The sequence below is a fragment of the Serratia sp. DFXYC6 genome (assembly GCF_057196085.1).
On the sequence record NZ_JBXUNV010000001.1, the window covers coordinates 42,885 to 67,136 of the forward strand.

28 protein-coding genes and 1 other RNA gene are annotated in these 24,252 nt (G+C 56.0%); 17 read left to right on the plus strand and 12 right to left on the minus strand.

Going from position 1 to position 24,252, the window contains the following annotated elements:
* The first annotated feature begins 1 nt into the window (after position 1).
* Positions 2 to 280, plus strand: coding sequence for a GNAT family N-acetyltransferase (locus tag AC2CGQ_RS00235; protein ID WP_033632287.1), 279 nt, complete (start codon positions 2 to 4; stop codon positions 278 to 280).
* Positions 281 to 314: 34 nt separating this feature from the next.
* Here AC2CGQ_RS00235 and AC2CGQ_RS00240 read toward each other — a convergent pair whose 3' ends face one another.
* The gene (locus AC2CGQ_RS00240; RefSeq protein ID WP_015378856.1) at positions 315 to 497 is read right to left on the minus strand and encodes a YodC family protein; all 183 of its coding nucleotides are present in this window, start codon (positions 495 to 497) and stop codon (positions 315 to 317) included.
* Between the two features lie 120 nt (positions 498 to 617).
* Between AC2CGQ_RS00240 and AC2CGQ_RS00245 the strand changes: the two genes are divergently transcribed.
* Complete coding sequence (locus AC2CGQ_RS00245) at positions 618 to 1,133, plus strand: DUF1543 domain-containing protein (RefSeq protein ID WP_033632288.1); 516 nt, start codon at positions 618 to 620, stop codon at positions 1,131 to 1,133.
* On the opposite strand, the gene AC2CGQ_RS00250 is transcribed toward AC2CGQ_RS00245, so the two are convergent.
* On the minus strand, positions 1,128 to 2,054 hold the full coding sequence (locus tag AC2CGQ_RS00250) for a LysR family transcriptional regulator (protein ID WP_484593375.1): 927 nt from the start codon (positions 2,052 to 2,054) through the stop codon (positions 1,128 to 1,130). The genes AC2CGQ_RS00245 and AC2CGQ_RS00250 overlap by 6 nt on opposite strands.
* Before the next feature lie 85 nt (positions 2,055 to 2,139).
* Here AC2CGQ_RS00250 and AC2CGQ_RS00255 point away from each other — a divergent pair, with 85 nt between their 5' ends.
* Positions 2,140 to 2,640, plus strand: coding sequence for a GNAT family N-acetyltransferase (locus AC2CGQ_RS00255; RefSeq protein WP_033632291.1), 501 nt, complete (start codon positions 2,140 to 2,142; stop codon positions 2,638 to 2,640).
* Positions 2,641 to 2,710: 70 nt separating this feature from the next.
* On the opposite strand, the gene AC2CGQ_RS00260 is transcribed toward AC2CGQ_RS00255, so the two are convergent.
* Positions 2,711 to 3,445: a class I SAM-dependent methyltransferase gene (locus AC2CGQ_RS00260; protein WP_004928990.1), complete on the minus strand. Its 735-nt coding sequence runs from the start codon at positions 3,443 to 3,445 to the stop codon at positions 2,711 to 2,713.
* Positions 3,446 to 3,545: 100 nt separating this feature from the next.
* Between AC2CGQ_RS00260 and AC2CGQ_RS00265 the strand changes: the two genes are divergently transcribed.
* The 8 genes from AC2CGQ_RS00265 (at position 3,546) to AC2CGQ_RS00300 (ending at position 12,126) form a co-directional block, all read left to right on the plus strand.
* Positions 3,546 to 3,998, plus strand: a complete 453-nt coding sequence (locus AC2CGQ_RS00265; protein ID WP_484593376.1) for a GNAT family N-acetyltransferase — start codon at positions 3,546 to 3,548, stop codon at positions 3,996 to 3,998.
* A gap of 558 nt (positions 3,999 to 4,556) precedes the next feature.
* A complete protein-coding gene (locus tag AC2CGQ_RS00270) occupies positions 4,557 to 5,186 on the plus strand; it encodes a DUF1120 domain-containing protein (RefSeq protein ID WP_082997521.1) in 630 nt (209 codons plus the stop codon).
* Positions 5,187 to 5,343: 157 nt separating this feature from the next.
* Positions 5,344 to 5,985 (plus strand): DUF1120 domain-containing protein, encoded by a 642-nt coding sequence (locus AC2CGQ_RS00275; RefSeq protein ID WP_021504966.1) that lies wholly within the window; start codon positions 5,344 to 5,346, stop codon positions 5,983 to 5,985.
* A gap of 48 nt (positions 5,986 to 6,033) precedes the next feature.
* The gene (locus tag AC2CGQ_RS00280; protein WP_021504965.1) at positions 6,034 to 6,672 is read left to right on the plus strand and encodes a DUF1120 domain-containing protein; all 639 of its coding nucleotides are present in this window, start codon (positions 6,034 to 6,036) and stop codon (positions 6,670 to 6,672) included.
* Positions 6,673 to 6,753: 81 nt separating this feature from the next.
* Complete coding sequence (locus AC2CGQ_RS00285; protein ID WP_274850794.1) at positions 6,754 to 9,123, plus strand: fimbria/pilus outer membrane usher protein; 2,370 nt, start codon at positions 6,754 to 6,756, stop codon at positions 9,121 to 9,123.
* Between the two features lie 16 nt (positions 9,124 to 9,139).
* Positions 9,140 to 9,823, plus strand: coding sequence for a fimbria/pilus chaperone family protein (locus AC2CGQ_RS00290; RefSeq protein WP_274850795.1), 684 nt, complete (start codon positions 9,140 to 9,142; stop codon positions 9,821 to 9,823).
* Positions 9,824 to 9,976: 153 nt separating this feature from the next.
* The gene (locus tag AC2CGQ_RS00295) at positions 9,977 to 10,393 is read left to right on the plus strand and encodes a DUF2946 domain-containing protein (RefSeq protein ID WP_274850796.1); all 417 of its coding nucleotides are present in this window, start codon (positions 9,977 to 9,979) and stop codon (positions 10,391 to 10,393) included.
* Positions 10,394 to 10,464: 71 nt separating this feature from the next.
* Positions 10,465 to 12,126 carry a DUF2534 family protein gene (locus tag AC2CGQ_RS00300; protein ID WP_176222028.1) on the plus strand — a complete coding sequence of 554 codons (1,662 nt, stop codon included), beginning with the start codon at positions 10,465 to 10,467 and terminating at the stop codon, positions 12,124 to 12,126.
* A gap of 55 nt (positions 12,127 to 12,181) precedes the next feature.
* Here the strand turns inward: AC2CGQ_RS00300 and AC2CGQ_RS00305 are convergent, their stop codons facing one another.
* Positions 12,182 to 13,117, minus strand: a complete 936-nt coding sequence (locus tag AC2CGQ_RS00305) for a LysR family transcriptional regulator (RefSeq protein WP_085337239.1) — start codon at positions 13,115 to 13,117, stop codon at positions 12,182 to 12,184.
* A gap of 135 nt (positions 13,118 to 13,252) precedes the next feature.
* On the opposite strand from AC2CGQ_RS00305, the gene AC2CGQ_RS00310 reads away from it, so the two are divergent.
* The 3 genes from AC2CGQ_RS00310 to AC2CGQ_RS00320 are packed head-to-tail and all read left to right on the plus strand — an operon-like array spanning position 13,253 to position 15,435.
* On the plus strand, positions 13,253 to 13,906 hold the full coding sequence (locus AC2CGQ_RS00310) for a DUF3313 domain-containing protein (RefSeq protein WP_041036393.1): 654 nt from the start codon (positions 13,253 to 13,255) through the stop codon (positions 13,904 to 13,906).
* A 38-nt stretch (positions 13,907 to 13,944) separates the two neighbouring features.
* Entirely contained in the window at positions 13,945 to 14,289 is a 345-nt protein-coding gene (locus AC2CGQ_RS00315; protein ID WP_274850797.1) for a DUF3302 domain-containing protein, read from the plus strand.
* A 9-nt stretch (positions 14,290 to 14,298) separates the two neighbouring features.
* Positions 14,299 to 15,435: an HlyD family secretion protein gene (locus tag AC2CGQ_RS00320; RefSeq protein WP_484593377.1), complete on the plus strand. Its 1,137-nt coding sequence runs from the start codon at positions 14,299 to 14,301 to the stop codon at positions 15,433 to 15,435.
* 391 nt (positions 15,436 to 15,826) lie between these two features.
* Here the strand turns inward: AC2CGQ_RS00320 and AC2CGQ_RS00325 are convergent, their stop codons facing one another.
* From AC2CGQ_RS00325 to smpB, 5 genes are all read right to left on the minus strand, one after another.
* Positions 15,827 to 16,174 carry a hypothetical protein gene (locus AC2CGQ_RS00325; RefSeq protein ID WP_484593378.1) on the minus strand — a complete coding sequence of 116 codons (348 nt, stop codon included), beginning with the start codon at positions 16,172 to 16,174 and terminating at the stop codon, positions 15,827 to 15,829.
* Positions 16,149 to 17,045, minus strand: coding sequence for a hypothetical protein (locus AC2CGQ_RS00330; protein ID WP_484593379.1), 897 nt, complete (start codon positions 17,043 to 17,045; stop codon positions 16,149 to 16,151). The genes AC2CGQ_RS00325 and AC2CGQ_RS00330 overlap by 26 nt, the downstream gene beginning before the upstream one ends.
* On the minus strand, positions 17,038 to 17,943 hold the full coding sequence (locus tag AC2CGQ_RS00335; protein ID WP_085337242.1) for an MvdC/MvdD family ATP grasp protein: 906 nt from the start codon (positions 17,941 to 17,943) through the stop codon (positions 17,038 to 17,040). The genes AC2CGQ_RS00330 and AC2CGQ_RS00335 overlap by 8 nt, the downstream gene beginning before the upstream one ends.
* A 452-nt stretch (positions 17,944 to 18,395) precedes the next feature.
* Positions 18,396 to 18,759: a transfer-messenger RNA gene (gene ssrA / locus AC2CGQ_RS00340) on the minus strand.
* A gap of 49 nt (positions 18,760 to 18,808) precedes the next feature.
* Positions 18,809 to 19,291, minus strand: coding sequence for an SsrA-binding protein SmpB (smpB, locus tag AC2CGQ_RS00345; RefSeq protein WP_004929094.1), 483 nt, complete (start codon positions 19,289 to 19,291; stop codon positions 18,809 to 18,811).
* Between the two features lie 161 nt (positions 19,292 to 19,452).
* Here smpB and AC2CGQ_RS00350 point away from each other — a divergent pair, with 161 nt between their 5' ends.
* Complete coding sequence (locus tag AC2CGQ_RS00350) at positions 19,453 to 19,887, plus strand: type II toxin-antitoxin system RatA family toxin (RefSeq protein WP_004929096.1); 435 nt, start codon at positions 19,453 to 19,455, stop codon at positions 19,885 to 19,887.
* Positions 19,880 to 20,164, plus strand: coding sequence for an RnfH family protein (locus AC2CGQ_RS00355; protein WP_004929098.1), 285 nt, complete (start codon positions 19,880 to 19,882; stop codon positions 20,162 to 20,164). The genes AC2CGQ_RS00350 and AC2CGQ_RS00355 overlap by 8 nt, the downstream gene beginning before the upstream one ends.
* Before the next feature lie 118 nt (positions 20,165 to 20,282).
* Here AC2CGQ_RS00355 and bamE read toward each other — a convergent pair whose 3' ends face one another.
* From bamE to nadK, 3 genes are all read right to left on the minus strand, one after another.
* On the minus strand, positions 20,283 to 20,621 hold the full coding sequence (bamE, locus tag AC2CGQ_RS00360; protein WP_004929101.1) for an outer membrane protein assembly factor BamE: 339 nt from the start codon (positions 20,619 to 20,621) through the stop codon (positions 20,283 to 20,285).
* Between the two features lie 240 nt (positions 20,622 to 20,861).
* Positions 20,862 to 22,523, minus strand: coding sequence for a DNA repair protein RecN (gene recN / locus AC2CGQ_RS00365; RefSeq protein ID WP_484593380.1), 1,662 nt, complete (start codon positions 22,521 to 22,523; stop codon positions 20,862 to 20,864).
* An 86-nt stretch (positions 22,524 to 22,609) separates the two neighbouring features.
* Positions 22,610 to 23,488, minus strand: a complete 879-nt coding sequence (gene nadK, locus AC2CGQ_RS00370) for an NAD(+) kinase (RefSeq protein ID WP_015378817.1) — start codon at positions 23,486 to 23,488, stop codon at positions 22,610 to 22,612.
* Between the two features lie 125 nt (positions 23,489 to 23,613).
* On the opposite strand from nadK, the gene grpE reads away from it, so the two are divergent.
* Positions 23,614 to 24,198: a nucleotide exchange factor GrpE gene (gene grpE, locus AC2CGQ_RS00375; RefSeq protein WP_025159545.1), complete on the plus strand. Its 585-nt coding sequence runs from the start codon at positions 23,614 to 23,616 to the stop codon at positions 24,196 to 24,198.
* Positions 24,199 to 24,252 lie beyond the last annotated feature (54 nt).

The window sequence follows — 24,252 nt, forward strand, 5'->3', positions numbered from 1 at the left end:
TATGGATCATAAAATACTGGCGGACGACAAGCGTTTTTATATCAATGACGAGCACGGCAAGCTGATCGCCGAGATCTCTTTCGTGCCGAGCGGTGACAAGCTGACCATTATCGATCACACCTGGGTGGATGAGTCATTGAAGGGGCAGGGCGTCGGCAAAAAGCTGGTGGCGCTGGTGGTGGAGAAAATGCGCGCGGAGCAGCGCAAAATCATTCCGCTGTGCCCGTTCGCCAAGCATGAGTTTGATACCACGCCAGCCTATCAGGACATTCGCGCCTGAGGCGATAACGGGGCGCGGGGCGCGCCCCGAGCGTTCAGCAGACGCCGAAATCGCCGTCTTCGTGGTACAGCGCCACCTCGCTGGCCTGCACCTCCGTGCGCTGCTCTTTACCCAGTTCATTCCAGCTGCAAACCAGGGTTTCGCCGTCGATCGCCACCACGGTCATCTTTGGGCCGCCGGTGGTGCGTTGTACAAAATCACCGATATTGAATGCCATGCGTTCCTCCACAACAGATTAAACCTCACCTATTGATAACACAGAATGGCGCTACCGTTGGCAGATGTTTCGTTATGTATTAACTTACACAGCGATTATCATCAGGGAGAGCAGACTAACATGCCGGGATTATTGATGTTTTATGTGGGCGGTACGGCGCCGGGCGCCAATATTGAGCTGCACGACGTGCAGTTCGCGGCGGCGGATCGGCCGGATGAGGCGTATCCGCTGCTGCGTGAAAAGTGGTTCGGCGATAAGCGCAAGGTGCATGTCGACGGCTATGCGCGCATCGACTGGGCGGACGGTTACGACGTGAGCCTGGAGCCTGCGCCGTTCGCCGGTGAAGAGAAGCTGTTTTTCGTTAACGTGGGCGGTTACCGCAGCGATGAGCTGGCGGAACTGCACCAGTTCGGCCTGTTCGTGGCGCGCTCCGCCGACGAGGCGAAAGACAAAGCCAAACGGGCGCTGCTGACCGATAGCGCGAAGCAGCACAAGGATGACCTGGCCGAGGTGGACGACTGCCTGCTGCTGCAGGCGCTGCAGGGTTATCACGTTCATCTGCGGGCCAACCCGCACGGCAAACCGGCCCGGCCGCTGTGGCAGGGGTATCTGCCGATTGGCGAACCCGCGTTATAACGCCGCCAGCGCCTGCAGCTGTTGCCGCAACCAGCGGCAGGCCTCCGGCCGGCCGTTCTTGCGGTGCAGGTAGATTTTAATCTGATACGGCGGCACCGGAAACGGCAGGGGGTGGATATCCAGCGCCGCCGCCTGCCGCAATTTTTGCGCGGCGTAGCGCGGCATGCTCATCACCAGTTCGCTGTCGGCGACGATGAACGGCGCTCCCAGCAGCGAAGGCGTGCGGATGGCGATATCGCGCTGCAGCCCCAGCTTATCGAGCTGGTAGTCAATGACGCCGCGCTGTTCGTTCCACGGCGTCACCACCAGATGGCGCGCCCGCAGATAGTTTTCCAGCGTCAGTTCGCCGTATTTTACGCTGAAGGCGGGTGAACAAATCGCCACATACTCATCCTCCAGCCAGCTCACCTCGTCGATCTCCGGGTAGCTTTCGCCGTCGGTTTCGGTAAAGCCCAGCGCGAAGTCGATGCGCCCCGCCAACAGATCGTTCAATGCCACCTTGCGCTCGGAATAGCGCAGCTGGAACGACAGCCCCGGCGCCAGGCGCTGCATCTGCGCCATCAGCGCGGGAAACACCGCGAAGGCGGTGTAATCGGTAATGGCGAAGGTGAAGCTCTCCCGGCTTTCGGCGGGAACGAAGCGCGGGCGCGGATGCAGCCCTTTGGCCAGCAGCGCCAGACTTTCGCTGACGGTCGGGGCCAGGCTGTCGGCATACACCGTCGGGTGCATGTCGTTGCCGACCCGGTAGAACAGCTCGTCCGCCAGCGCCTTACGCAGCCGGATCAGCGCGTGGCTCAGCGCCGACGCGCTGAGGGTCAGCTCCGCCGTGGCGCGCGTCACCGATCGCAGGCGATAGATCGCTTCGAACACCAGCAGCAGGTTGAGATCGAGGCGCTTCAAATCCAGATGCATGATATTCATTACCTGTTGATGAAAATGCAGTTCATACAGTATTTGAGGCGCGATATGCTGGCAAGCACAGTCATCAACACACTCAGGATTTGCCATGACCATCGAGATTTACCCGGCGCAAAAAAGCGACGCCAAACTGATTCTGGATATGATTATCGAGCTGGCGGTGTACGAAAAGGCGCGCGAGCAGGTGCTGGCCAGCGTGGAAGATATCGAACGCAGCCTGTTTGGGCCTGGCGCCTGTTCCGAAGCGCTGATTTGTACGGTGAACGGCGAGCCGGCGGGTTATGCGGTGTTCTTTATGAGTTACTCAACCTGGCTGGGTAAAAACGGCATCTATCTGGAAGACCTGTACGTGGCGCCGAAGCATCGCGGCGCGGGCGCCGGTAAAAAGTTGCTGCGGCACATCGCTCAGTTGGCGTGCGAGCGGCAGTGCGGCCGCCTGGAGTGGAGCGTGCTGGACTGGAACCAGCCGGCCATCGATTTTTACCTCAGCATCGGCGCGCAGCCGCAGGGCGAGTGGGTGCGCTATCGCATGGAGGGCGAGGCGCTGACGCACTTCGCGGCGCACGGGGAGGCGCTGCCGGCGCAATAGCCGTTGGGGGGAGGCGGCCTCCCCAACTGTGGTGGTGTGAACGGTTTACTGCGGGTGAATCAGATCAGAATCAGGCGGGTTTGCGGGCGGCGAGAATAAAGATCATCGGGCGTTCCTGCTCTTCGTCCAGCGCCGGGGTAGCGGCGATTTGCTGCGCGCTGGGGCCCCATTCGTTCAAATGCTGGATGATAAATCCTTGCTGCGCCAGCGGGTTGATATAGCTGCCGAGCGTGCGGTGCTGCTTGATGACGCCCTCCGCCAGCCAGTTGGAGACGCGCTGGCCTTCCCGCTGGTAGCCGTTGACCGGCCAGGATTTCTGCCCGTTGCCGTCGGTCAGCCAGCCCTGCTGCGCCGGGGCGGTGTAGATCGGGTGCTCGGCGGTGAAGATGAACTGCCCGCCGGGTTTCAGCGCGGCGTAAACCGTGGCGAACAGCGCGGCCAGATCCTCGAGGTAGTGCAGCGTCAGCGAGCTGTAGACCAGATCGTAACTTTCCGGCGGCAGTTGCAGCTGCGCCAAATCTTGCCGGCGGTACTCGATGCCCGCGTCGGCGGTCATCTCCCGCGCCTTGGCCAGCATCTTTTCCGAGACGTCCAGCCCCAGCACGCTGGCTGCGCCCTGTTCGCGCGCGCTGCGGCAAAACCAGCCGTAGCCGCAGCCGAGATCGACCACGCTTTTGCCCTGCAAGTCCGGCAGGATGCGGCGGATGGCGGGCCATTCCGGCGCGCCGTCCAGGCCGTGCTGCGAGCGGCTGAGCTGCGCGTAGCCGTCGAAGAAGGCCTGATTGTCATAGATGTTTTGCGTCATGATGACTCCTTGGGATGAATGACGGCGGCGGAATGCCGCTGCCATACTCTGCATATTGCTGCATAATTCTACGCTGACAACATGAATAACGGGAATGACGATGGACATGATTTCGGTGCGGCAAGCGCCCGAGCTGGCGCCGCGCGCCATTGCATATTTTCAGCGGCACTGGGCCACGGCAGAGACGCTGATGATGTATGAAGACGCTATCAACCGCAGCCTCGGCGCCGCCAACCCGCTGCCGCAGTGGTACCTGCTGATGGCAAATGACCGGATCCTCGGCTGTGCAGGGCTGATTACCAACGACTTTATCAGCCGCGGTGAGCTGTATCCCTGGCTGTGTGCGCTCTACGTAGAGGAAACGCAGCGCGGCCGGGGCTGCGGTGCCAAGCTGATTGAGCATGTGGCGGCGGAAACTCGCCGGTTGGGCTTCCCGCAGCTGCACCTGTGCACCGATCTGGAGGGTTACTACGAGCGCAGCGGTTTCGTTTATAACGGGCTCGGCTATCACCCCTGGGGCGAGGCCTCGCGGGTCTATTCGCGGGTGCTGTAAACAGATCCGCTGTTTACCAAGATTCAGCTTATTATCTGCAACGGAAAAAACGGCACGCGGAGAAGCGAGCCGTTTTTTCTTTGAATCTGAATTGGGAGCGTCTGACTGACGGTATATTATTCGCTATTGTATTGAAACTAATGAAAAGATTCATCTTGGTTATTTCATTTGAGTTTAATGCTTTGTTTATGTCATTAACTGACATCTGTGCTGGGTAATTATGCATAATTATCATGGGTGTTTGTCTGCTGTATTGTTGTTTTTTTTCTGCTCTCATGTCTTTTTATCTATTTTTACCTATTTTTTTTACCTTATGTTCTGAATTGTTGATGGTGTATAGGTTTATATTTTAATCCCCGCTCTGGGACGCTAGATTAGCGCTTACTGTATCGGTGGCGAAAACGACGCGACTGAGCTGTACCTCGAAAAATAAATTGATGACTCTCTAATGAGAGAATGTTTTTTTCGCCTCCGCATTGGAATGAATAAGTATTTATTTCGTCAATGGTTTGTGTGATTAAAAGGGTATGGACTAATGGGAACGGAAACCACACTGTGATGAAAAAGAGACTGTTGCAAAATAAATTATGGCCAATAAGCGTATTTAGCCTGTTGATGTTTTTTTCCGGTCAACTTATTGCCTCGCCTGCTGCTGAGTTGAAAGTGTCCGGGAAAATAAAGCATTCAGGATGCACCGTTATTGCCGGTAACGATGGCGTTTATGATTTTGGCACCGTGCGGGAAGGCCCCCGGGGGAAGGTACAGAGATTGCCGGCCTTGAAACAAACCTGGCAGGTGCGCTGTGAGGGCGATGCTTACCTGACGCTCATTCCGATGGATAACCGCTCTGCCAGCCGCAACGGGTCGGACCTGAGTCGTTTCGGGCTGGGTAATGCGTCCGATGGGAACTCCATTGGGTATTTTATGTTGGGCCTGTCTCGTTCCACGGTGAACAGTGTTCCGGCAGCTTTGCGCGCACATAATGCGGCCGGGACTTCACCAGGTAGCGAAGTGGCGTTGATTTCCGGTGAGCGTACCGATTGGTTGCTGGCGGATTCGACGCGAGCCTTTGGTCGTACTTATACCATGGATATTTCGGTGACGCCGGTTCTGGCTGCCGACATTCCCACTGCCGATAAAGTGGAGCTGGACGGTTCGGTAACGTTGAATTTTGTTTTTGGGCTCTGAATAAAGCAATAAATGCGCAGTGTCAAATTCATACCTGGTTTTTACGCCTGTGCGGGTGAAGACAACGAATTTGATTGAGCAAGAGAGGATTTATCCTCGTTTAACATCCTGCCATCTTTTTTGAACAGGATAATATTAACTATGAGTATGGATATTCATGATGAAAAAAACAGTAATCTCTGCAAGCATCGCCGCAGTCTTGATGATGGCGAATCAGGTTTCTGCGGCATCTATGTCACCAGAGCTGAAGGTCAAAGGGCAAATGGCGGTACCGTCTTGTCAGGTATCCATTGTTAACGATGGCGTTTTCGATCTTGGCAAGCTGTCCAATGCGTTGGTGAGCTCCACGACAGCCACCGCGCTGGCTAAATCGCAAAAACAGTTGGTCGTTGACTGTGAAGCCGAAACCTTTCTGAATTTCACCGTGGTCGATAACCGCGAAGGCACTGCCAGCGTAACGGGCAGCGCCAACTTTGGCCTGGGTGGTGTCAATGGCTCCGGCAAACTCGGTTATTATAAAGTCAATGCCCTTAATGCCGCAGTTAACGGCGTTTCTTCAGCACTGTACAGCGTTCAGAAAGGCGCCACGACATTCTCTACCGTCAGTTCGGCCTATGTCGATAAAAACAACGTCACGGGTTGGGCAAAGTCGGGTAATGTTCAAAACAGCGGAAGACTCTTCTCCGTAATGCTGGAGGTTGAACCTTATTTGGCTTCTTCTAAAGACATGAACGGTCCTATTACCGATAGCGTAAAACTGGATGGATCTTCCACCCTTAATTTTGCGTACGGCATCTGAGTGCCTGAAAAAGTTATTTGGATTGTAGCGATATAAGGATGTCGACTAATGAATAAAATTGCGTTGCGCATGATGGTAGCTGCCACGCTGCTTGTTACCGGGGGGAGTTTGGCCGCCGGCCCGAGCGCGGAAATTAAAGTAGTGGGTGAACTGATAGCGCCGACCTGTGAGGTCAAACTCCCTAACGAGGGCATTTTCGATTATGGCAGCATCAGCCATACGAGAATCAGCAAGGACAAGCCGGTTAGCCTGGGAGTTAAAGGCGGCAGTACCATGGAGGTGAAATGCGATGCTGAAACACCGATGACTTTTAACGTTATCGACAACCGTCTGGGCAGCGCCAGTGAGACAGGAAAAACCTTTGGCCTCGGTAACGTCAATACTACCGGTAAGCTGGGGTTCTATTCGATTCAGGCCTATTTCCCTCAGATTGATGGGGTGACTGGCAGATTGTTCGTTACTTCAGACACGTCGATCACTTCACCTCAAACCGTGGTTAATCTTGAGCACGGTAAGCGTGTGGGTTGGGCCTCAGCTTCAGGCAATACGCTAGCTATCGGTAAAAACTTCACCGCTCAGCTGTTGGTTGAAGCCTTCCTGGCCAAAAGCGGCGATATGCACGGCGGGGTGAGTGAAGACGTTAGTCTGGATGGGTCTACCACGCTGGAGTTCGGCTTCGGGCTGTAATACCGGATAGATAGCGCAGGGGGAGCTCTCTCCCCCTTTTTCTGAATCTATCACTCCCTGAATTAACCCAGAGAAGATGACGTGTCTATCAGGCAAAGCGCATCGGCACTGCTGTTTCTGTTGGTCTGGCCGATGACGAAAACTGCTGCCTCCGGATTCGATGTCAAAACCCTGGCGCAACTGGGGTATAACGCGGACATCGCTGCCTTTTTCAATACCGCTCGGTTTTTGCCGGGCGTACACCGGGTGATGCTGGAGGTCAACGCGGCGCAGCGCTACCAGGAGGAGGTGCGCTTCGACTCTGAAGGTGAGTTATGCCTGGATGAACGGCTAGCACAGACGCTGCGTTTACGGGTTGCGTCGCCTCCAGGCCGCTGCGAACGTCTTGAGACGTATTGGCCGCAGGCGGTGGTGAGGGTATTTCCCGGCGCCTTTCGGGTGGAAATAACCCTGCCGGAGGTGGCGTTCGACCCGGATAAATTGCGTACCGAGCAGTCAGGTGGCCATGCGCTGCTGCTGAACTACGATCTTTACGCCAACCGCCGCCAGGGGCGCTACGGCAATCAGCAGACGCTGCAGGCGATGCTGGAGCCGGGCATCAACCTCAGCAACTGGGTACTGCGCAACCGTTCGAGCTACAGCAACGACGAGAACGGTAGCCGGCTCGAGGTGTACGAAACCTCGGCGAGCAAAGATTTTCCTGGCTGGGGTGCGTTTGTGCAGCTCGGCGAATTCAGTGCCGGCGGCGTACTAAGTGGTAACGTGCCGCTGAGCGGTGGGCAACTGGCGTCCGTGGATATCGGAGGACACAACGCTGCACTGACAGTGCCGCTGCAGGGCAGCGTTGTGAACCCGGCGACGTTAGAGGTCAAACAGCACGGGCAACTGATATTCCGCACCCTGCTACCAGCCGGGCCGTTTTCGCTGAGCGAGTTGGGGCCGGTGATGGCCGGGGTGGAGGCAGAGGTCACCGTTATCGAAACCGACGGGCGGCGGCAACGCTTTACGGTCACGCCCGATACAGGCGACCCAGCGGATCGATCGGGCGGCTATCGTTTGGCGGCAGGGCGTTATCAGCCCTACGGGGGCGACCATTATGGGGCATCGCCGCCAGCGCTGCTGCTGGGGGAGAAGGCGTTCCGTCTCGGCCAGGGGCAGATAACGGTGGGCGGTTTGTTGGCTCATACCTATAAACGACTGGGCTGGCAGGGCAGTTTGGGAGACGACGGCGGCAACTGGTTATCGGGCAGTGCTATTTTCACCCGTGGCCGGCAGCCTGGCGCGCAGCTGGAGACCCAAGGGCAGGTGGCTATGGGGCGGAGTCTGGCGCTGTCTCTGTCGTCACAGTACCGCACGGAAGGCTTCCGGGAGGCGGACGAAGGGCTGCTAAACCCGTCCTCAGTAGAGGCAGAGACGGCACGGTTGCGCTACAGCGGCGGGCTGGCACTTTCCTGGCGGGCCCTGAACGCCGGCGTGCTGGCTTACTCACTGTCGCATGAACGCTATTACCGCGGCAGCCGGCGCAGCTGGACGCATGCACTGGCATATGGTGCGAGCCTGGGGCGGGCGACGTTAAGCGTTAACCTACAGTCTTCCGCTTATGATCGTGCTGCGGTCTATGCCGGGTTGAGTCTGCCTTGGGGGGCGGGCAGCGTTAGCAGCCGGTTGCAGGCGCGGCGTAACAAGCAAATGACGCTGGGCGGCAGTTGGCAGGGGCCGTTGAGCGAACGGCTCAATGGCTATCTGGACGTGACGCGGGACGCGGACGGTGACTATCAGAGCGCCGGCAACCTGAACGGCGAGACGCCCTATACCCGGCTTGGGTTAGGCGCCTCGCGCAGCGGGCAAGGTAGCACATCGCTGTCGCTGTCGTCGTCGGGAGGGCTGGGGGTGGCCAACGGCACCTGGGTGACGTCGCCGCAGCGCATCGGCGACACCTTCGCGGTGATGACGGTGCCAGGACAGTCCGGTGTGAAAATATCGGGCAGCGGCAATGGCGTCACGGATTTCGCCGGTGACGCGCTGCTGCCGGTGCTGATGCCCTACATGCCGCTGCGTGCTCAGGTCGATACGTTGTCGCTACCGCTGAACCTACGGCTGGACAGCACGGATGCGGCGCTTGAGCTGGCGCGCGGCACTGTGGCGGAGAGGCGCTTTCGGGTGACCGAAGTGCGCCAGCTGCTGCTGACTTTGCGTGATGAAAGCGGCGCTCCGCTGCCGACTGGGGCGTCGGTGTACGATGAACAGGGCCAATTGTTGGGCACGCTGATAGGCGAAGGCAACCTGATGCTGGTGAACGACGATATCGGCAAGGCGCTGCGGGTGCGGCGTCTGAACATGAACGAATGCGTGGTGAGTTACGCGGTGCCGGCGGCGTTCGACCCGTCGGTGTTGTACGAAGAGGGCGATGGCGTCTGCCGTGCGGCGGGCGGCTCGTCCGATAATGGATGAGAAGAGAGGAGCAATCATGACGATAAAACGGAGACTGGCGCAACTGCTGGGCGGGCTGTGGTTGACGCTGGGGTTGGCGCATTCCGCCGGGGCGTCGTTTCAGCTGGAGAGCATGGGCATCGTGCTGGAGGAGAACCCGGGGCGGGTGAGCTTCAGCATCAGGAACAGCTCGTCGGAGCCGATATTGCTGGCGACGAAGGTGGAGGATTTGGATGGCAAAGGGTTCAGCAAGGCGGTGCTGCTGTCGCCGCCGATAGCGCGCATCGAGGCGGGGCAGAGCCAGCAGGTGAACTTTGTGCTGAAGCCGGGTACGGCGCTGCCGCACGAGGTGATGCTGAAGGCGTCGTTCGAGGGGATAGGGCAGGCGGTGGACAACAGCGCGCGGATGCCGGTACGGCAGAGCATCGGGCTGATTCTGCAGCCGAAAGCGGTGGCGGTGAGCAAGACGCCGTGGGACGACCTGCGGTTGAGCGCGGGAGCCGGTCGGCTGACGCTCACCAACGGCGGGTTGCACGTGGTGCGGCTGGCGCCGCAGCTGACGTTGCAGCCGTCGGGCAAGGTGGTGACGCTGCAGAACTACTACCTGATGGCGGGCGAGACGCAGACGCTGGCGGTGGAAGGGCAGCCGACGTCGGTTGTCATCACGCCGCTGAGCCGCTATGGCTTCAAGCAGGATGCGGTGACGCTGACGGTGAAGTGATTTGGATGAAAATCAGACGCCTTGCATAAGCAAGAGATGTAGTTAGGCATGGTGAATGCCGCGAGAAATGAAACGTTTTTTCGTTCACCCCGGAGGTAGAGCGGGTTACACTGGCCGCTTGTTCGCCACCGACCGGGTTAATTCGCCGCCGCGATGAGAGTGCCACGCCAGCTACCGCAACGCTTTACCGCCTGCATCGCCGTTATGGCGGTGCTGTTGCTGTTTGTTGCGCCGGTGGTGTCGAAATCGCTGATGCACCACCCGATGATGGGCGGCATGATGCAAACGGACGCCGCCATGCCGCATGACATGCATGGGATGGCGATGCCCGCCGCCGAGCATGCCGGCCACCACGGCATGGATCCTGCGGAGATGATTTTCTGCGGCTATTGCGAGCTGCTGATCCACGTGCCGCTGCTGCTGTGGACATTCGTCCCGCTGCTGTGGCTGATGGCGCGCATCGCGCGCCTGCCTTGCGCGCCGCGCATCGTTTCTCCGCCCATTCGGCGCCTTATTCTGCGGCCGAGCCCGCGCGGGCCGCCCGGCCAACCGTTTTTCCCTATTGCTTGATCATGGGTAACGCCGTCCGTATCGCTGCGGACGGTTTGCCTGCGCGCACAGTTTGAAAAACGAGAAAGGCCATGTCTTCAATAACCAAAACTCCACCTGCCGCATCGCCGCGTGGCGCGATGCTGAACCTGATCAGACGGCTGCATTTTTATATCGGCCTGCTGGTCGCTCCTTTTATTCTGGTCGCTGCATTGACCGGCACGCTGTATGTGCTGACGCCGCAGCTTGAAGAGGCGCTGTATCGCGATGCGCTTTTCACCGAACCGCACGGGCAGGCGAGATCGCTGGCTGACCAGATCGCCGCCGCCCGCCGCGCGGTGGGTGACGAGGCACGCATTTACGCCGTGCGCCCGGCACCCGGCGCAATGGACACCACGCGCGTACAGTTCGCGGGCGCCGATCTGGGCGCTTCCGAGTCGCGCGCGCTGTTTGTCGATCCTTATACCCTGGCGATCAAGGGCGATATGACGGTGTACGGCACCTCCGGCGTGCTGCCGCTGCGCACCTGGCTGGATAAGTTGCACAGCAGCCTGCTGCTCGGCGATCTGGGGCGCAACTACAGCGAGCTGGCGGCCTCCTGGCTGTGGGTGGCCGCGCTGGGCGGCGTGGCGCTGTGGCTGGCGACGCGGCCGAAGCGCAAGCTGAAAAGGGCGAAAGGGGGCTTCGCCGCCAGCCGCCATTGGCATATCACGCTGGGTGTGGCGTTGCTGGCCGGGCTGCTGTTCTTCTCGGCTACCGGGCTGACCTGGTCGCAGTGGGCCGGCGGCAACATCGACGCGCTGCGGGCCAACCTGGGCTGGCTGACGCCGCAGGTCAACACCAGCCTGCAGGCCGATGCGCCGCAGACGCCGGCCGATCCGCATGCCGAGCACCGCGGGATGATGCCGGGCATGAAGATGGGCCCTGCCGCGCAGAGCAATGCGCTGAACGGCGACTGGGATCGGGCGTTGCACGCTGCACGCGCCGCCGGAATAGATGCCGCCAAGGTCGAGCTGCGCCAGCCGAAAGGCGAGGGCAAGGCCTGGACGGTAACCGAAGTGGATCGCAGCTGGCCAACGCAGGTGGACGCGGTTGCTATCGCGCCGCAAAGCTTCGCCGTCGTCGACCAGGTGCGGTTCGACACCTTCCCGCTGATCGCCAAGCTGACCCGCTGGGGCATCGACGCCCACATGGGTATTCTGTTCGGCTTACCGAATCAGCTGCTGCTGGCGGCGTTCGGCCTTGGGCTGTGCTTGATGGTCGCGTTGGGTTACCGCATGTGGTGGAGTCGCCGCCCGGCGGCGGGGGCGCAGCATCCGGTGCATACGCTGATTGCCGCCTGGCTGGCGCTTTCCCTGCCGGCGCGTGCCGTCTCGCTGCTGGTGGCTTCCGCACTGGGGTATTGCCTGCCGGTGATGGGCGTGAGCCTCGCGGCGTTGCTGCTGGTGGACGTGTGGCGCTGGCGCGGCCAACGGCAAAGCCACCGGGACGAAGCGCCGGAAGCGGCTGCCCGCCGCGCCGAGGTGCGTAAGTTCCGCGCGGCGGTGGCGACGGTGGCGGTAGCGGTCGGCTGCGTGATGGGCCGAGCGATCCTCGGCGGCACCGTTGAGCAATTCCAACTGCCGATCGGCGCCTGGAGTGCCCAGATGGTGATCATGCAGAGCCTGATGGTGCTGCTGTATACGCTGGTGTTCACCCTGCTGCTTTCCATTCCGCTGTGGTATTTCTTCCTGGGGGAGAAAGAGGGGCGGTGAGGTATTTTGCGCCGACATGAAGCGTTCAACCCCGCTGCGGCGGGGTTTTTCTTGGTTATATCAGCCGGTGGGCGTGCAGCTTAACGCTCTCCATGATGCTGTCCATCGTCACCTGCACGCGGTGCGGCAACACGCCGCGCCGGCGGTAGATCAGGTAGGCCTGCATATCGATGCCGCGCTCGCGCGCCAGGCAGGGCTGTAGGGTGCCGGCATCCAGCTCGGCGGCGACGGAATAGTACGGGGCGTAGACGATGCCCAGGCCCTGTTTGGCCAGCTCGATCGCCGGCAGAATGTTATCGCAGACGCTGGCGCCGCCGATCTCGACCTGTACCAATTCCCCCTGCGCATTGTAGCCGCTCCAGGTATTGCGGATGCCGCCCAGCATGCGCAAGGTGATGCAGCGATGCTGCGGCAGTTCATCCAGCGCTGTCAGCGGCGAGCGGGCAATGTAATCCGGCGCGGCGAACAGCCCGACGCGAAAGCGGGTGAAGGGCCTGGCGATCAGGCTTTCGTTTTGCGGCTGGAAAAAGCTGATCAGCAAATCGCAGTCGCTGTCGAATACTGCGCCGTACTTTTTCTCGCGTTCGTCGGGGTTGCGGGTCACCAGATCGACAGTCAACGCCGGCGCAGCGTGCAGCAGCGGCGGCAGTAAATAACGGGCCAGGAAAGCGTGGATGCCTATCGGCGCGCCGAGCGTGACCATGCCGCTCAGGCTGCGTTTATAGGTGCCGGACATATCGAGCAGATCGCTGTGTTCGTCCAGCAACTGCGAGGCGCGCCGTAAGAATTGCTCGCCGAATTCGGTCAGCGCCAGGGTACGCGGGCCGCGCAGGAACAGTTCCAGCCCGAGCCGCCGTTCCAGCGCGGTGAGGGCGCGCGACACGTTAGACTGCGGCATATCCAACCGCTGCGCCGCTTTGCTGACGCTTGCCGTTTCGGCAATGATGCGGACAATCCTGAGTTCTTCAATGCGGAAGTCTTTCTCTTTCACTGGCCGGCTCTTGTGAGTTTGTATATCAAAAATGATATACACCTTTGGCGGCATTGTCATATGACTTATCGTGGACGGGTGGGTATCATTCGATTTGATTATTTGCTATCCACCAAAATAAAGAGAAACCCGTCAATGAAAGTGACAAGAGCGGTTATTTTGCCTGCGCTGTTATTACTGGCCGCGTGTTCTTCCGCCGTGACCGAAAAAGAAAAGTACTCGACCTTTTTGACCAATTATAACGATATTAACAAAGGTCAATCCGCGTCCGGCAAAGACGTTTTATATTGGAAGGATAAGAACGTCGATTTTTCCCGTTATCAATATCTGGTTTATCAACCGATGATCTATTTCCCGCGGCCGAAACCGAGCGAAATGGTCAGCCAACGCGCGCTCGACAATATCCTGAATTACACCAACCAGCAGTTTAAACAGGCGATGGGTACCCACTTTACGCTGGTGGATATGCCGCGCGAGCATACCCTGATTTTCCGCGGCGCCATCACGGCGATCGACACGCAGAAGAAAGGGCTGCAGATCTATGAAGTCTTGCCGATCACGCTGCTGATCGCCGCGACGCAAAGCGTAACCGGGCACCGCACTATGGAGAGTGCGGTCTATATGGAAGGCGAGTTTATCGATGCCGCGACCAACCAGCCGGTGATTAAAGTGGTGCGTAAGGCTTCGGGAGAAAATCTTAATAATGAGAAAGCACAGCTTAAAGTCACCGACGTGAAGAACGCCATCGATACCATCGCCAACGACATCAGACAATATAACACGCTATAGAGATTATTTATTTCCATTATTCTCAACCAGGACTTTACATGTTTCTTAACTATTTTGCGTTAGGCGTACTGATTGCGGTATTCCTGATATTATTCTACGGCGTCATTATTATTCATGACATTCCTTATTTGCTGGCGAAAAAACGCCGGCACCCGCATCAGGATGCGATTCACGTTGCCGGTTGGGTCAGCCTGTTTACGCTACACGCCATTTGGCCACTGCTGTGGATCTGGGCGACGCTCTATCGGCCGGAACGTGGCTGGGGCATGAGTGAAAGGCCGGAATCCTCAACGGATCTGCAGGCGCGCATCGCACTGCTCGAAACCGAATTACAACGCCTGCAGGAAAAGCCGACGGCGGTTTCCGGCCCTACGGTAAGTTGAGCGTAGCCTATGGATTTGCTCATTATTCTCAGCTACGTGGCGCTGAGCTACGGCGTATTTAAACTGTTCCGCATTCCGGTTAATAAATGGACCGTGCCGACCGCCGTGCTCGGCGGGATCGTTATCGTCGGCGCGTTGATTCTGACGATGAACTACAACCATCCGTACAGCGATCGGGCGCAGAAAATTGCCGTTTCTGTGCCGATGGTGCCGCAGGTCTCGGGCATGATCGTTGAGGTGACGGAGAAAACCAACGTGCTGCTGCGCAAAGGCGAGGTGCTGTTCCGGCTCGACGACAGCCGCTACCGCGCGCGGCTCACCAGGCTGGAGGCGGATCTGGCCGGGGCAGAGGCGGAGATCAGAACGCACCGGGCGGCGCTCAGCGAGTCCGCCGCCAACGTGCAGCGGGCTAATGCGGAGTACGAGCGTGCCCGCAAGGACTACCAGCGCTATGCGAAAGGGGCGGCGATGCCAGTCAACCCGTTCTCGGAGCAGGACGTAAGCCATGCGCAGCAGCAGTACCAGGCGCAATCCGCCGCGCTGCAGGCGGCGAAAGCCCAGTTCCAGCAGGAACAGGCGCGGTTGTCCGGGCGCTATGACGGCGAAGACGCCACGATAGCCAGCCTGAAATCGCAAATAGCCGAAGCGCGTTACAACCTGGAACAAACGGTGGTGCGTGCGCCGAGCGATGGCTATGTCACGCAGGTGCTGGCACGGCCGGGCACGGCGGCGGTTCGCCTGCCGTTCAAACCGGTGATGATCTTTATCCCGCAGCAAAAGCGCCAGGTGGTGGCGGTGTTCCGCCAGAACGCCATCCTGCGCTTGGCACAGGGGGATCAGGCTGAAGTGGTGTTCAACGGCTTGCCGGGACAGGTTTATGGCGGCACCGTGAGCCGGGTGTTGCCGGCGATACCGGACGGCAGCTACCAGGCCAGTGGCGCACTGCAGGGCCTGAGCGCCACGCCGGGCCGGGAAGGGGTGTACGTAATGATCGATCTGGCAGCCAACCCGGATCTGGATCATCTGCCCGACGGCGTGAGCGCCCAGGCGGCGGTCTATACCGGGCACTTCGAGCACGTCTCCGTGATGCGCAAAGTGCTGCTGCGCATGACCAGCTGGCTGCATTACCTCTATCTGGACCACTAGCCTGCATCGGCCCGGGGGAGCCCGGGCCGTGGGGCTTCCCCTAAATGAGAAAATATCATCTGGTCAGGAGCTCAAAAGTGTGTGGAACTAAAGTGGGTCTATTTACAACATTATTGGCTTCTGTAGTGGATTAGTGCTCATCCAACAAGCTCGAGCCATCATTGAGAACCGCTATATGTTTTTTGTACAATTTAATGCGTTACAGATACGAAAAAGGCACTTGATGTAATGATTATTTTTCGGGGTAACGCTAAAAATAAAGCCTATTCTAGCATTCTACCAGGTATTTCAGTAGCGGTCTTGAATATCCGTTACAAATTCGAATGTATATTTAATTATAGGGTAATAGACAAGCCGCTGGAGCTGCTTGTCTATTATGTAGTTGAATGGATTACTGTAAAATATAATCGTTATCATTTGATTCTGTAACATTGGTAACAATAGTTCCGAATGTTAAGTAATCATCATCGTTGTTTTCAGTTCGTTCTGTTAACATTGTTCCCATATGAATTTGTTCATTATCACTATTTTCAATTACTCTCGTCTCATAAGTTGATAAAGTCATCGAATCATGATCGAGTGCTTCGCTAACTTTAGTTATCTCAGTGGATAAAGAAAAGTTTAGGTAGTCTTTATCATTAGATTCAATAGTGAAGGTCCTTATTGTAGAGTCAGTTGTAAGTGACTGAGCTGCTATTTTTTCGAAGGACTCACTATAAAGCATGATATATGGTTTCATTGGTATTTCCTTGTCTGTATAATATGTAATTGTCAGAGTATTGTATAATGGATGGTGTGTTTTTATTTATTTTATCATGTTTTCCCGTGAAAAGTAGAACAAATAGTAAAATAATCAATCCATTCAGAATTACTCTGAATAGAAGTTTTTCTGAGTTTCTTGTCATGCCAGAAAAATAAGATGCGTCACTGTTTCCAGCATACCAATCCCTGTAAAGTGATTTAGCGAGTGCATAATCCTTTTCTGATGTTCTTAACTCTTTAAAACTAGAACGATAGAAACCTTTTACTTGAATGCTCTTACGTAAAAAAATCCCCAAACTTAAAGTGTCAAAAAAGTTTATTAGTAGAAGATAATATATTAAACACCATAGATAGTCTATGCTGGCAATTTCTTGTATTTTAGAGTAAATAAAAACAAGTGCTGCTGAAAAGGCTAACATGATGCTTATATGATAATTTATTTTATTGTACATTGTAGACATTGAGTTCTCACGCTCTGCAATCCTGAGCTTCATGAATTCTTCTTGCTGACGAAGTCTATGTTTGGTGACTTTTTTTAATGTGTCCTCTTCATATTTTATTACGGCACTCTCAATAGTACTTTGAGTTTCTCTGGTTTGCTTTTCGTCAAATTTAATTCCGTGAATAAGTTTGAATGATAAATTACTCTTAGATGATTTGATTTCTCTTTTAAATGTGAAAAAATATAATAACTTATCCCCTAATGGGATGTACAAAAAGCTAAATCTAAAATGAGTGTCACTATCTATTTTGCATTGTTCAATAGTGTCGTAGTTTTCGTCATCAGACACGTGTAGAAATAGGGAGAAATTTAAAAGCTTAGCTGAGACTATTTTTAGTTTATTCATGATTGAGATATTCCAATATTGCACCAGAGATATTCATGTTTAACTCAGCATCTAGCCAAGCCCATTGGCCGTTAGCATTCATTTCTAAAAAATACCATGTTTCATTATGTACAATAAAGTCAAAACAACCATACTCTATACCGAACGCCAGCATGAACATGAGACACTTATCTTTGATTTCATCAGGGATGTCAGTGTTGGAATACAGAATTTGATTGTCACTCTTACGCCAATCAATTTTATCTTTGGAGTCTATTCTGACAGGGAAGAATGAGTTTTTAACTATTGTGACTCGCACTTCAAAATCTTTATCTTGATACTCCTGAAAATAAGAGGGGGAGTATTTTAAATTTGTTGTTTCTTTTTTTCTATCAACAAGGTTTGTTTGCACAAACTCTTTTCGGCTACTTGTCTCTACGACTCCCGATGACAGAGGTTTAATTATAGGGTGGGTTAATTTTTGCTCAATAAATGGAAAGTGATTTGTTATCACAAGTTCAGGGAGAGTGAATCCAATTTTCTTTGCCAATTTTGCTTGGCTAATTTTATTATCAGCCCTTCTAATAATTGATGGTTTTGATAAACAAATACCTTCAAAGGAATCAACAATTCCATCAATGAGAGTGAAGACCTCTCTGTATATGTGAGGGTGATACTCTTTTGCAATACCGGACGATAATAAATCTTCTGGTGTTGGCTTTCGATAGTATATAGATGTACAGTCTTTTTCTTTTAATGATTTAAAGTTCCTGTCAACAATTTTAAAACCATCGCTATCATAACTTACTTGATAGCTAGAAAAATCATTTATATTAAATCTAAATAAATTTTTAACATTATGTTTTTTTTCGATATAGTCAACGGTTTTATCGAAGCTGGAGGTTATGATGAGAATCATTCTATATCTCTCAATATAGGAAAATATAATATTGAAATGTAATCCTTATGCAACAACTGGTCAAGTCATCAGAGAGATGAGGAAAGAGTGTTAGGTTAAGTTCATGCCGCCTTAATCGCTTCGTGCTCGGCATAAAAACCGCGCAACTTGAGTCTGGTTGCTGCTCGTGTTGGATCAACCTTAGAAAAAGAGTCTATGGGGTAACCCCAGAATTCGGTTTGTTGTGAAATAACAGATATCTCGCTAGCCCCTGGGGAATAAGGGCTCACTACTTATCATCTTAATCTTCATCACTAAGCTTGCAGGTCTTACCAATTTGAGAATGCTTTTCCTCCTTCTCTGAACTTAACTAGGTGCCCTGGGACAGATACAAAAACAAAAAAGCCCGCAACCGAAGTTGTGGGCTTTTTCGCTATTATCGCCGGGTCTATCTGGTTCACTGGCGACGTATTTGGTGGAGCTGGCGGGAGTTGAACCCGCGTCCGAAATTACTACACCGTCGGCACTACATGCTTAGTCCAATCTTTACATTCGCCGGCCAGCTGCGGATGGACACGCTACTGACAGACTAGCCTGATTGAGTTTAACGCTTCGGCCCCAGGCAGGACGTCCACGCGATCTCTTTTGGGTTTGACCTCTCTTGATCCCCGTCCTAAGAGCGGAGGCTAGGGAGAGAGGGCTCTAAGCAGGGTATTAAGCTGCTAAAGCGTAGTTTTCGTCGTTTGCGACTATTTTTTTGCGGCTTTTTACGAGGCCAACCGCCCCTCGGCATGCTCCTAGGGCTTCGCAAATCCCGTCGAATCCAGAATCAGCCCCAAGTAACTTTGTGCAGTATACCAGAAGTTTACCTCGATAAGCCAGCGGCTTAACGATTGGCGTGCTTCATGATACGGGCTTTCGCCGTCTGCCATTCGCGATCTTTGATGTCATCGCGTTTGTCGTGCTCTTTCTTGCCTTTGGCTACGCCGATCTTGATCTTGCTCCAGGCATTTTTCCAATACAGAGACAAGGCCACCACGGTGTAACCTTCGCGGTTGACGCGGCCGAGCAGGGTGTCCAGCTCGCGCCGGTTCAGCAGCAGTTTACGGGTACGCGTCGGATCGCACACCACATGCGACGAAGCCACGTTGAGCGGGGTGATGGTGGCGCCAAACAGGTAGGCTTCACCGTCACGGAACGTCACGTAGCTGTCGCTGAGGTTGGCTTTGCCTGCACGCAGCGATTTAACTTCCCACCCTTGCAGCGACAGGCCCGCCTCGAACTCTTCTTCAATGAAGTATTCGAAACGTGCGCGCTTGTTTTGGGCAATGGTGGCGGAACCGGGTTTGTGTGCTTTTTTCTTTGTCATAGTGCGTTCATTATACTGGATGCTTCAGCGAAAGAAATCCTTTCCCGTTCAGCACCTGCGCAATTTTTCGCATTTTTGGTGCCCTCATCCCTGAGCAGATTTTTTGTTTGCCGCCAGATAAATGGTATTATCTGTACGTTTTATGTCTTACAGGAAATGATATGCCCCAGATCAGTCGGTCTGCATTAGTGCCGTTCAGCGCCGAGCAGATGTATCAGTTGGTTAACGATGTTCATTCTTACCCCGATTTTCTGCCAGGCTGCACCGGCAGCCGGGTGCTTAACGCTACCTCCAACGAGATGACCGCCGCGGTGGACGTCGCCAAGGCCGGTATCAGCAAGACCTTCACCACGCGCAATACGCTGCTGGATAACCAGAGCATCAATATGCAGCTGGTTGATGGCCCGTTCCGCAAGCTGATGGGCGGCTGGCAGTTCACACCGCTGAGCGAAGAGGCCTGCAAGGTGGAGCTGCACCTGGACTTCGAGTTCACCAACAAACTGATTGAGCTGGCGTTCGGCAAGGTGTTCAAAGAGCTGGCGGGCAGCATGGTGCAGGCATTCACCCAGCGGGCGAAAGAGGTCTACAGTGTCTGACATCCAGGTCGAGGTGGTGTACGCCTTGCCGGAGCGGCAGTACCTGCGCAAGGTGAAGCTGGCCGAGGGCAGCAGCGTCGAGCAGGCGATCCAGGCTTCGGGCCTGCTGGAGCTGCGCCAGGATATCGATCTCAAGAGCAACAAAATCGGCATCTACAGCCGCCCGGCCAAGCTGGGCGATACGCTGAACGACGGCGACCGGGTGGAGATCTACCGGCCCTTGATAGCCGATCCGAAAGAGCTGCGCCGGCAACGGGCAGAAAAGGCAAAAAAATAAGGCGCTTATAGCGCCTTATTTTTTTATCTGAAGCTGACTTTTTCTTCCGCGTTGCAGCCTGCGACTGTCATGAGGAACATCATGCCCCCTCATGGGCCGGAAGAGCGGGCGGCACCAATTACTTGGTCAGCGCCGGTTTGTTCTGGATATCGGTCAACACGCCTGCGCTGTCGAAGGTCAGCGTCAGCGTCTGCTGGGTTATGTCTTCATGGCCAGGCTGCTGACGGAACACATAGAACCACGTCTGAGTCCCGAACGGGTCTTGCAGCATTGGGGTGCCCAATGTGTAAGCGACCTGTTGTTGGGTCATCCCTTTCTGGATTTTCGCCACGTCGGTCGACGTCAGGTAGTTCCCCTGGTTGATGTCAGGACGATAAACCACCTTTTCAAAAGTAGAACAGCCTGCAGTCAGCATCACAAGAACTACAGCGGCGGCAGTCAGCGTTTTACAGCGCATAGTAATCACATTCCTTTAGGGCATAGGATGCCGATGATAATAGACCTTGCGGCAGTTGGAAACCTTTATACCCTTCATCTTTCACGTTGCGACGCATTGGCTTTCCTTTAGCACCTCAAGCGCTTGGCCTTTTTCAGGCCGTTGAGATGGCTTTGGATCACCGCCGCGCCGCACTTTAGATATTTCTCGGGCCAACAGCGTCACTGTCAGACCGCAGGAAAGTGAAAAAGTTGAGCTTTTTTATGCGGCCAGCAGTTCTTTGGCGTTGGCCAGCGTATTGCGGGTGACTTCGCTGCCGCCGAGCAGGCGCGCCAGCTCCTGCAGCCGGGCGCGTTTATCCAGCGGCGCCATCTGGGTTTCGGTAACCGTGCCGTCGGTCTGCTTGCTGACGAACAGGTGCTGATGCCCGCATCCGGCCACCTGCGGCAGGTGGGTGACGCACATCACCTGGGTGGATTCGCCGAGCTGGCGCAGCAGGCGGCCGACGATGGCGGCGGTCGGGCCGCTGATGCCCACGTCCACCTCATCGAAGATCAGCGCCGGGGTTTCCATCTTGCGGGCGGTGATCACCTGAATGGCCAGCGCGATGCGCGACAGCTCGCCGCCGGAGGCGACCTTCGCCAGCGGTTGCAGCGGTTGCCCCGGGTTGGTGGAGACGCAGAACTCGGTACGGCTGGCCCCTTCGGCGCTCAGATGCTGCGGTTTGAAGCGCACGTCGATGTTGAATTTGCCGTGCGGCATGGAGAGCGCCTGCATGCTGTCGGTAATGAGCGTGGTCAGCTCGGCGGCGTAGTGCAGGCGTTTCTGGTGCAGCTCTTCCGCCAGCGCCAGCGCCTGCTGGTGATGCAGGGTGACCGCCTCGTTCAGGTGTTCATGGTCGCTTTCCTGCTGAGACAGCAGCTGCTGTTCATCCAGCAACTGCTGATGCAGCTGCGGCAGCTCCTCCGGCGCGACCTGATGTTTGCGCGCCAGGCTGATTTGGCGCGACAGGCGTTGTTCCAGCTCGTGCAGGCGGTTGGGATCGAGATCCATGCGATCGGCGTAATGGCGCAGCTCGTCGCTGGCTTCGCTGATCTGGATAGAGGCCTCTTCCAGCATGTCCAGCAGGCCGCTGAGCTTATCGTCCAACCCGGCCAGCTCAAGCAGCAGGTGTTTGGCGCTGTAAAGATGGCTGAGCATGTTGTTCTCGTCGCTGTCGGCCAGCAGCTGCAGCGTCTGCTGGCTGAGGGTCAGCAGCTGGCCGCTGTTGGCCAGGCGCTTGTACTCGGCGTCGGTCTGCTCGAACTCGCCGGCCTGCGGCGCGAATTCGTTCAGCTCTTTCAATTGGTATTGCAGCAGCTGCTTGCGCGCTTCGCGCTCGATGGACTGCTGCTGATGGTGCGCCAGCTCGCGGCAGCTCTGGTGCCAGCGTTGGTAGGCCTGGCTCATCGCCGCCAGCAGGGCGGGTTCGTCGGCGTAGGCGTCGAGCAGCGCTTTTTGGTGCTCCGGCTTGAGCAGCAACTGATGGGCGTGTTGACCGTGGATTTGAATCAGGCGTTGCCCCAGCTCGCGCAGCTGCGACAGCGGCACGGCGGTGCCGTTGATAAAGCCGCGCGAACGGCCGTCGGCGTTGATCACCCGCCGCAGCAGGCACTCGTTGCTGTCGTCCAGCTGGTTCTGCTCCAGCCATTCGCGCGCGGACGGGGTATCCGCCAGCGAGAAGCGGGCGCAGATGTCGGCGCGGGCCGCTCCCAGGCGCACCACGTTGCCGTCGGCGCGGTTGCCGAGGCACAGCCCCAGCGCATCGATAGCGATGGATTTGCCGGCGCCGGTTTCACCGGTGATCGCCGTCATGCCCGGTTGAAAATCGATTTCCAACTCACGAACGATAGCAAAGTTGCTGATGGTTAATTGCGCCAGCATGGGAACCTTCCTGTGTATAAACACATAACTGTAGTTTCATACAGTATAAACTGGTTTTATATACAGTAAAGTGGCCGGCGCAGATTTTAGAACAATTTTTTCGACCAGCCCAACTTGGTGCTTAACGTGTTGAAATAGCTGTAGTCCTTCGGATGGATCAGATTCAGGTGGAAATCGCTGCGGCGGATCAGCACTTCTTCGCCTTCCTGGATCGGCAGCGCGATCTGGCTGTCGCAGCTGATCTCCAGATCGCTGCCGATCTGCGAGAATTTCAGGCGGATGGTGCTGTCGCCGTTGATCACCAGCGGCCGGGCGGAAAGGGTGTGCGGGAACATCGGCACCAGCGCGATCGCCTCCAGCGACGGGGTGAGGATCGGCCCGCCGGCGGAGAGCGAGTAGGCGGTGGAGCCGGTCGGGGTGGCGATGATCAGGCCGTCGGAGCGCTGCGAGAAGGCGAAGCGATCGTCGATGTACACCTCGAATTCGATCATGTGCGCCACTTTGCCGGGGTGCAGCACCACTTCGTTGATGGCGGTGCTGATGCGGCACTGCTGGTGCTCTTTATGCACGATGGTTTCCAACAGGAAACGCTGTTCGTCAATGTACTCGCCTTCCAGCACGTCCGCCAGCTGCTGCAGGGCGTTGTCGGGATCGAGATCGGTGAGGAAGCCGAGGTTGCCGCGGTTGACTCCGATCACCTTGATGTCGTAGCGCGCCAGCACGCGCGCGGCGCCGAGCATGTTACCGTCGCCGCCGACCACCACCGCCAGGTCGGCCCGCTGGCCGATATCCGCCAGGCTGCCGGTCACGGCGTCTTTCAGCCCCAAATCATGGGCGATTTGGCGTTCGACCATCACCGAATAGCCGCGGGCGACCAGCCAGTGGAACAGCATCTCGTGGGTTGCCAGCGCTGAAGGGTGACGCGGGTGGCCAACAATGCCAATACAGGTGAATTTTTTATTCATTTGCTGTGATTTTCCTCACCGGGATCCGTTTATGCCCCACATTGTGACCGGTTGACTTGAAACCCCGGTTTTGATCCCCATAATAAGCCAAGTTGCGAGATTAATGCTAAAACGCGGAGATATTCATGAGTAGTAAAGAACAGAAGACGCCAAACGAGCAAGTCTCGGAAGAAATGGAACAACACGCTCATCACGAGGATACGCTGCCGGAAGCGGCGGAAGGCGTCGATCTGCGCGATGCGCGTATCGCCGAACTGGAAGCCCAACTGGCGGAAGCTCAGCAGCACGAGCGCGACAGCCTGCTGCGCGCCAAAGCGGAAGCGGAAAACATCCGTCGCCGCGCCGAACTGGATGTTGAGAAAGCGCACAAATTCGCCCTGGAGAAATTCTCTGGCGATCTGCTGCCGGTGATCGACAACCTGGAGCGCGCGCTGGATCTGGCGGATAAAAACAATCCGGAACTGGCCGCGATGATTGAAGGCATCGAGCTGACGCTGAAATCGCTGCTGGACGTGGTGCGCAAGTATGGCATCGAAATCGTCGGCGACGTCAACGTGCCGTTCAACCCGGAAGTGCATCAGGCGATGAGCATGATGGAATCCGCCGATCACCAGCCGAACCACGTGATGATGGTGATGCAGAAAGGCTATACGCTGAACGGCCGCCTGCTGCGCCCGGCGATGGTCGCGGTCTCCAAGGCCAAGGCGTAATCGCCCCGGCAACGATATAAAGAAAGGCACCCAAGGGTGCCTTTTTTGTCTCTG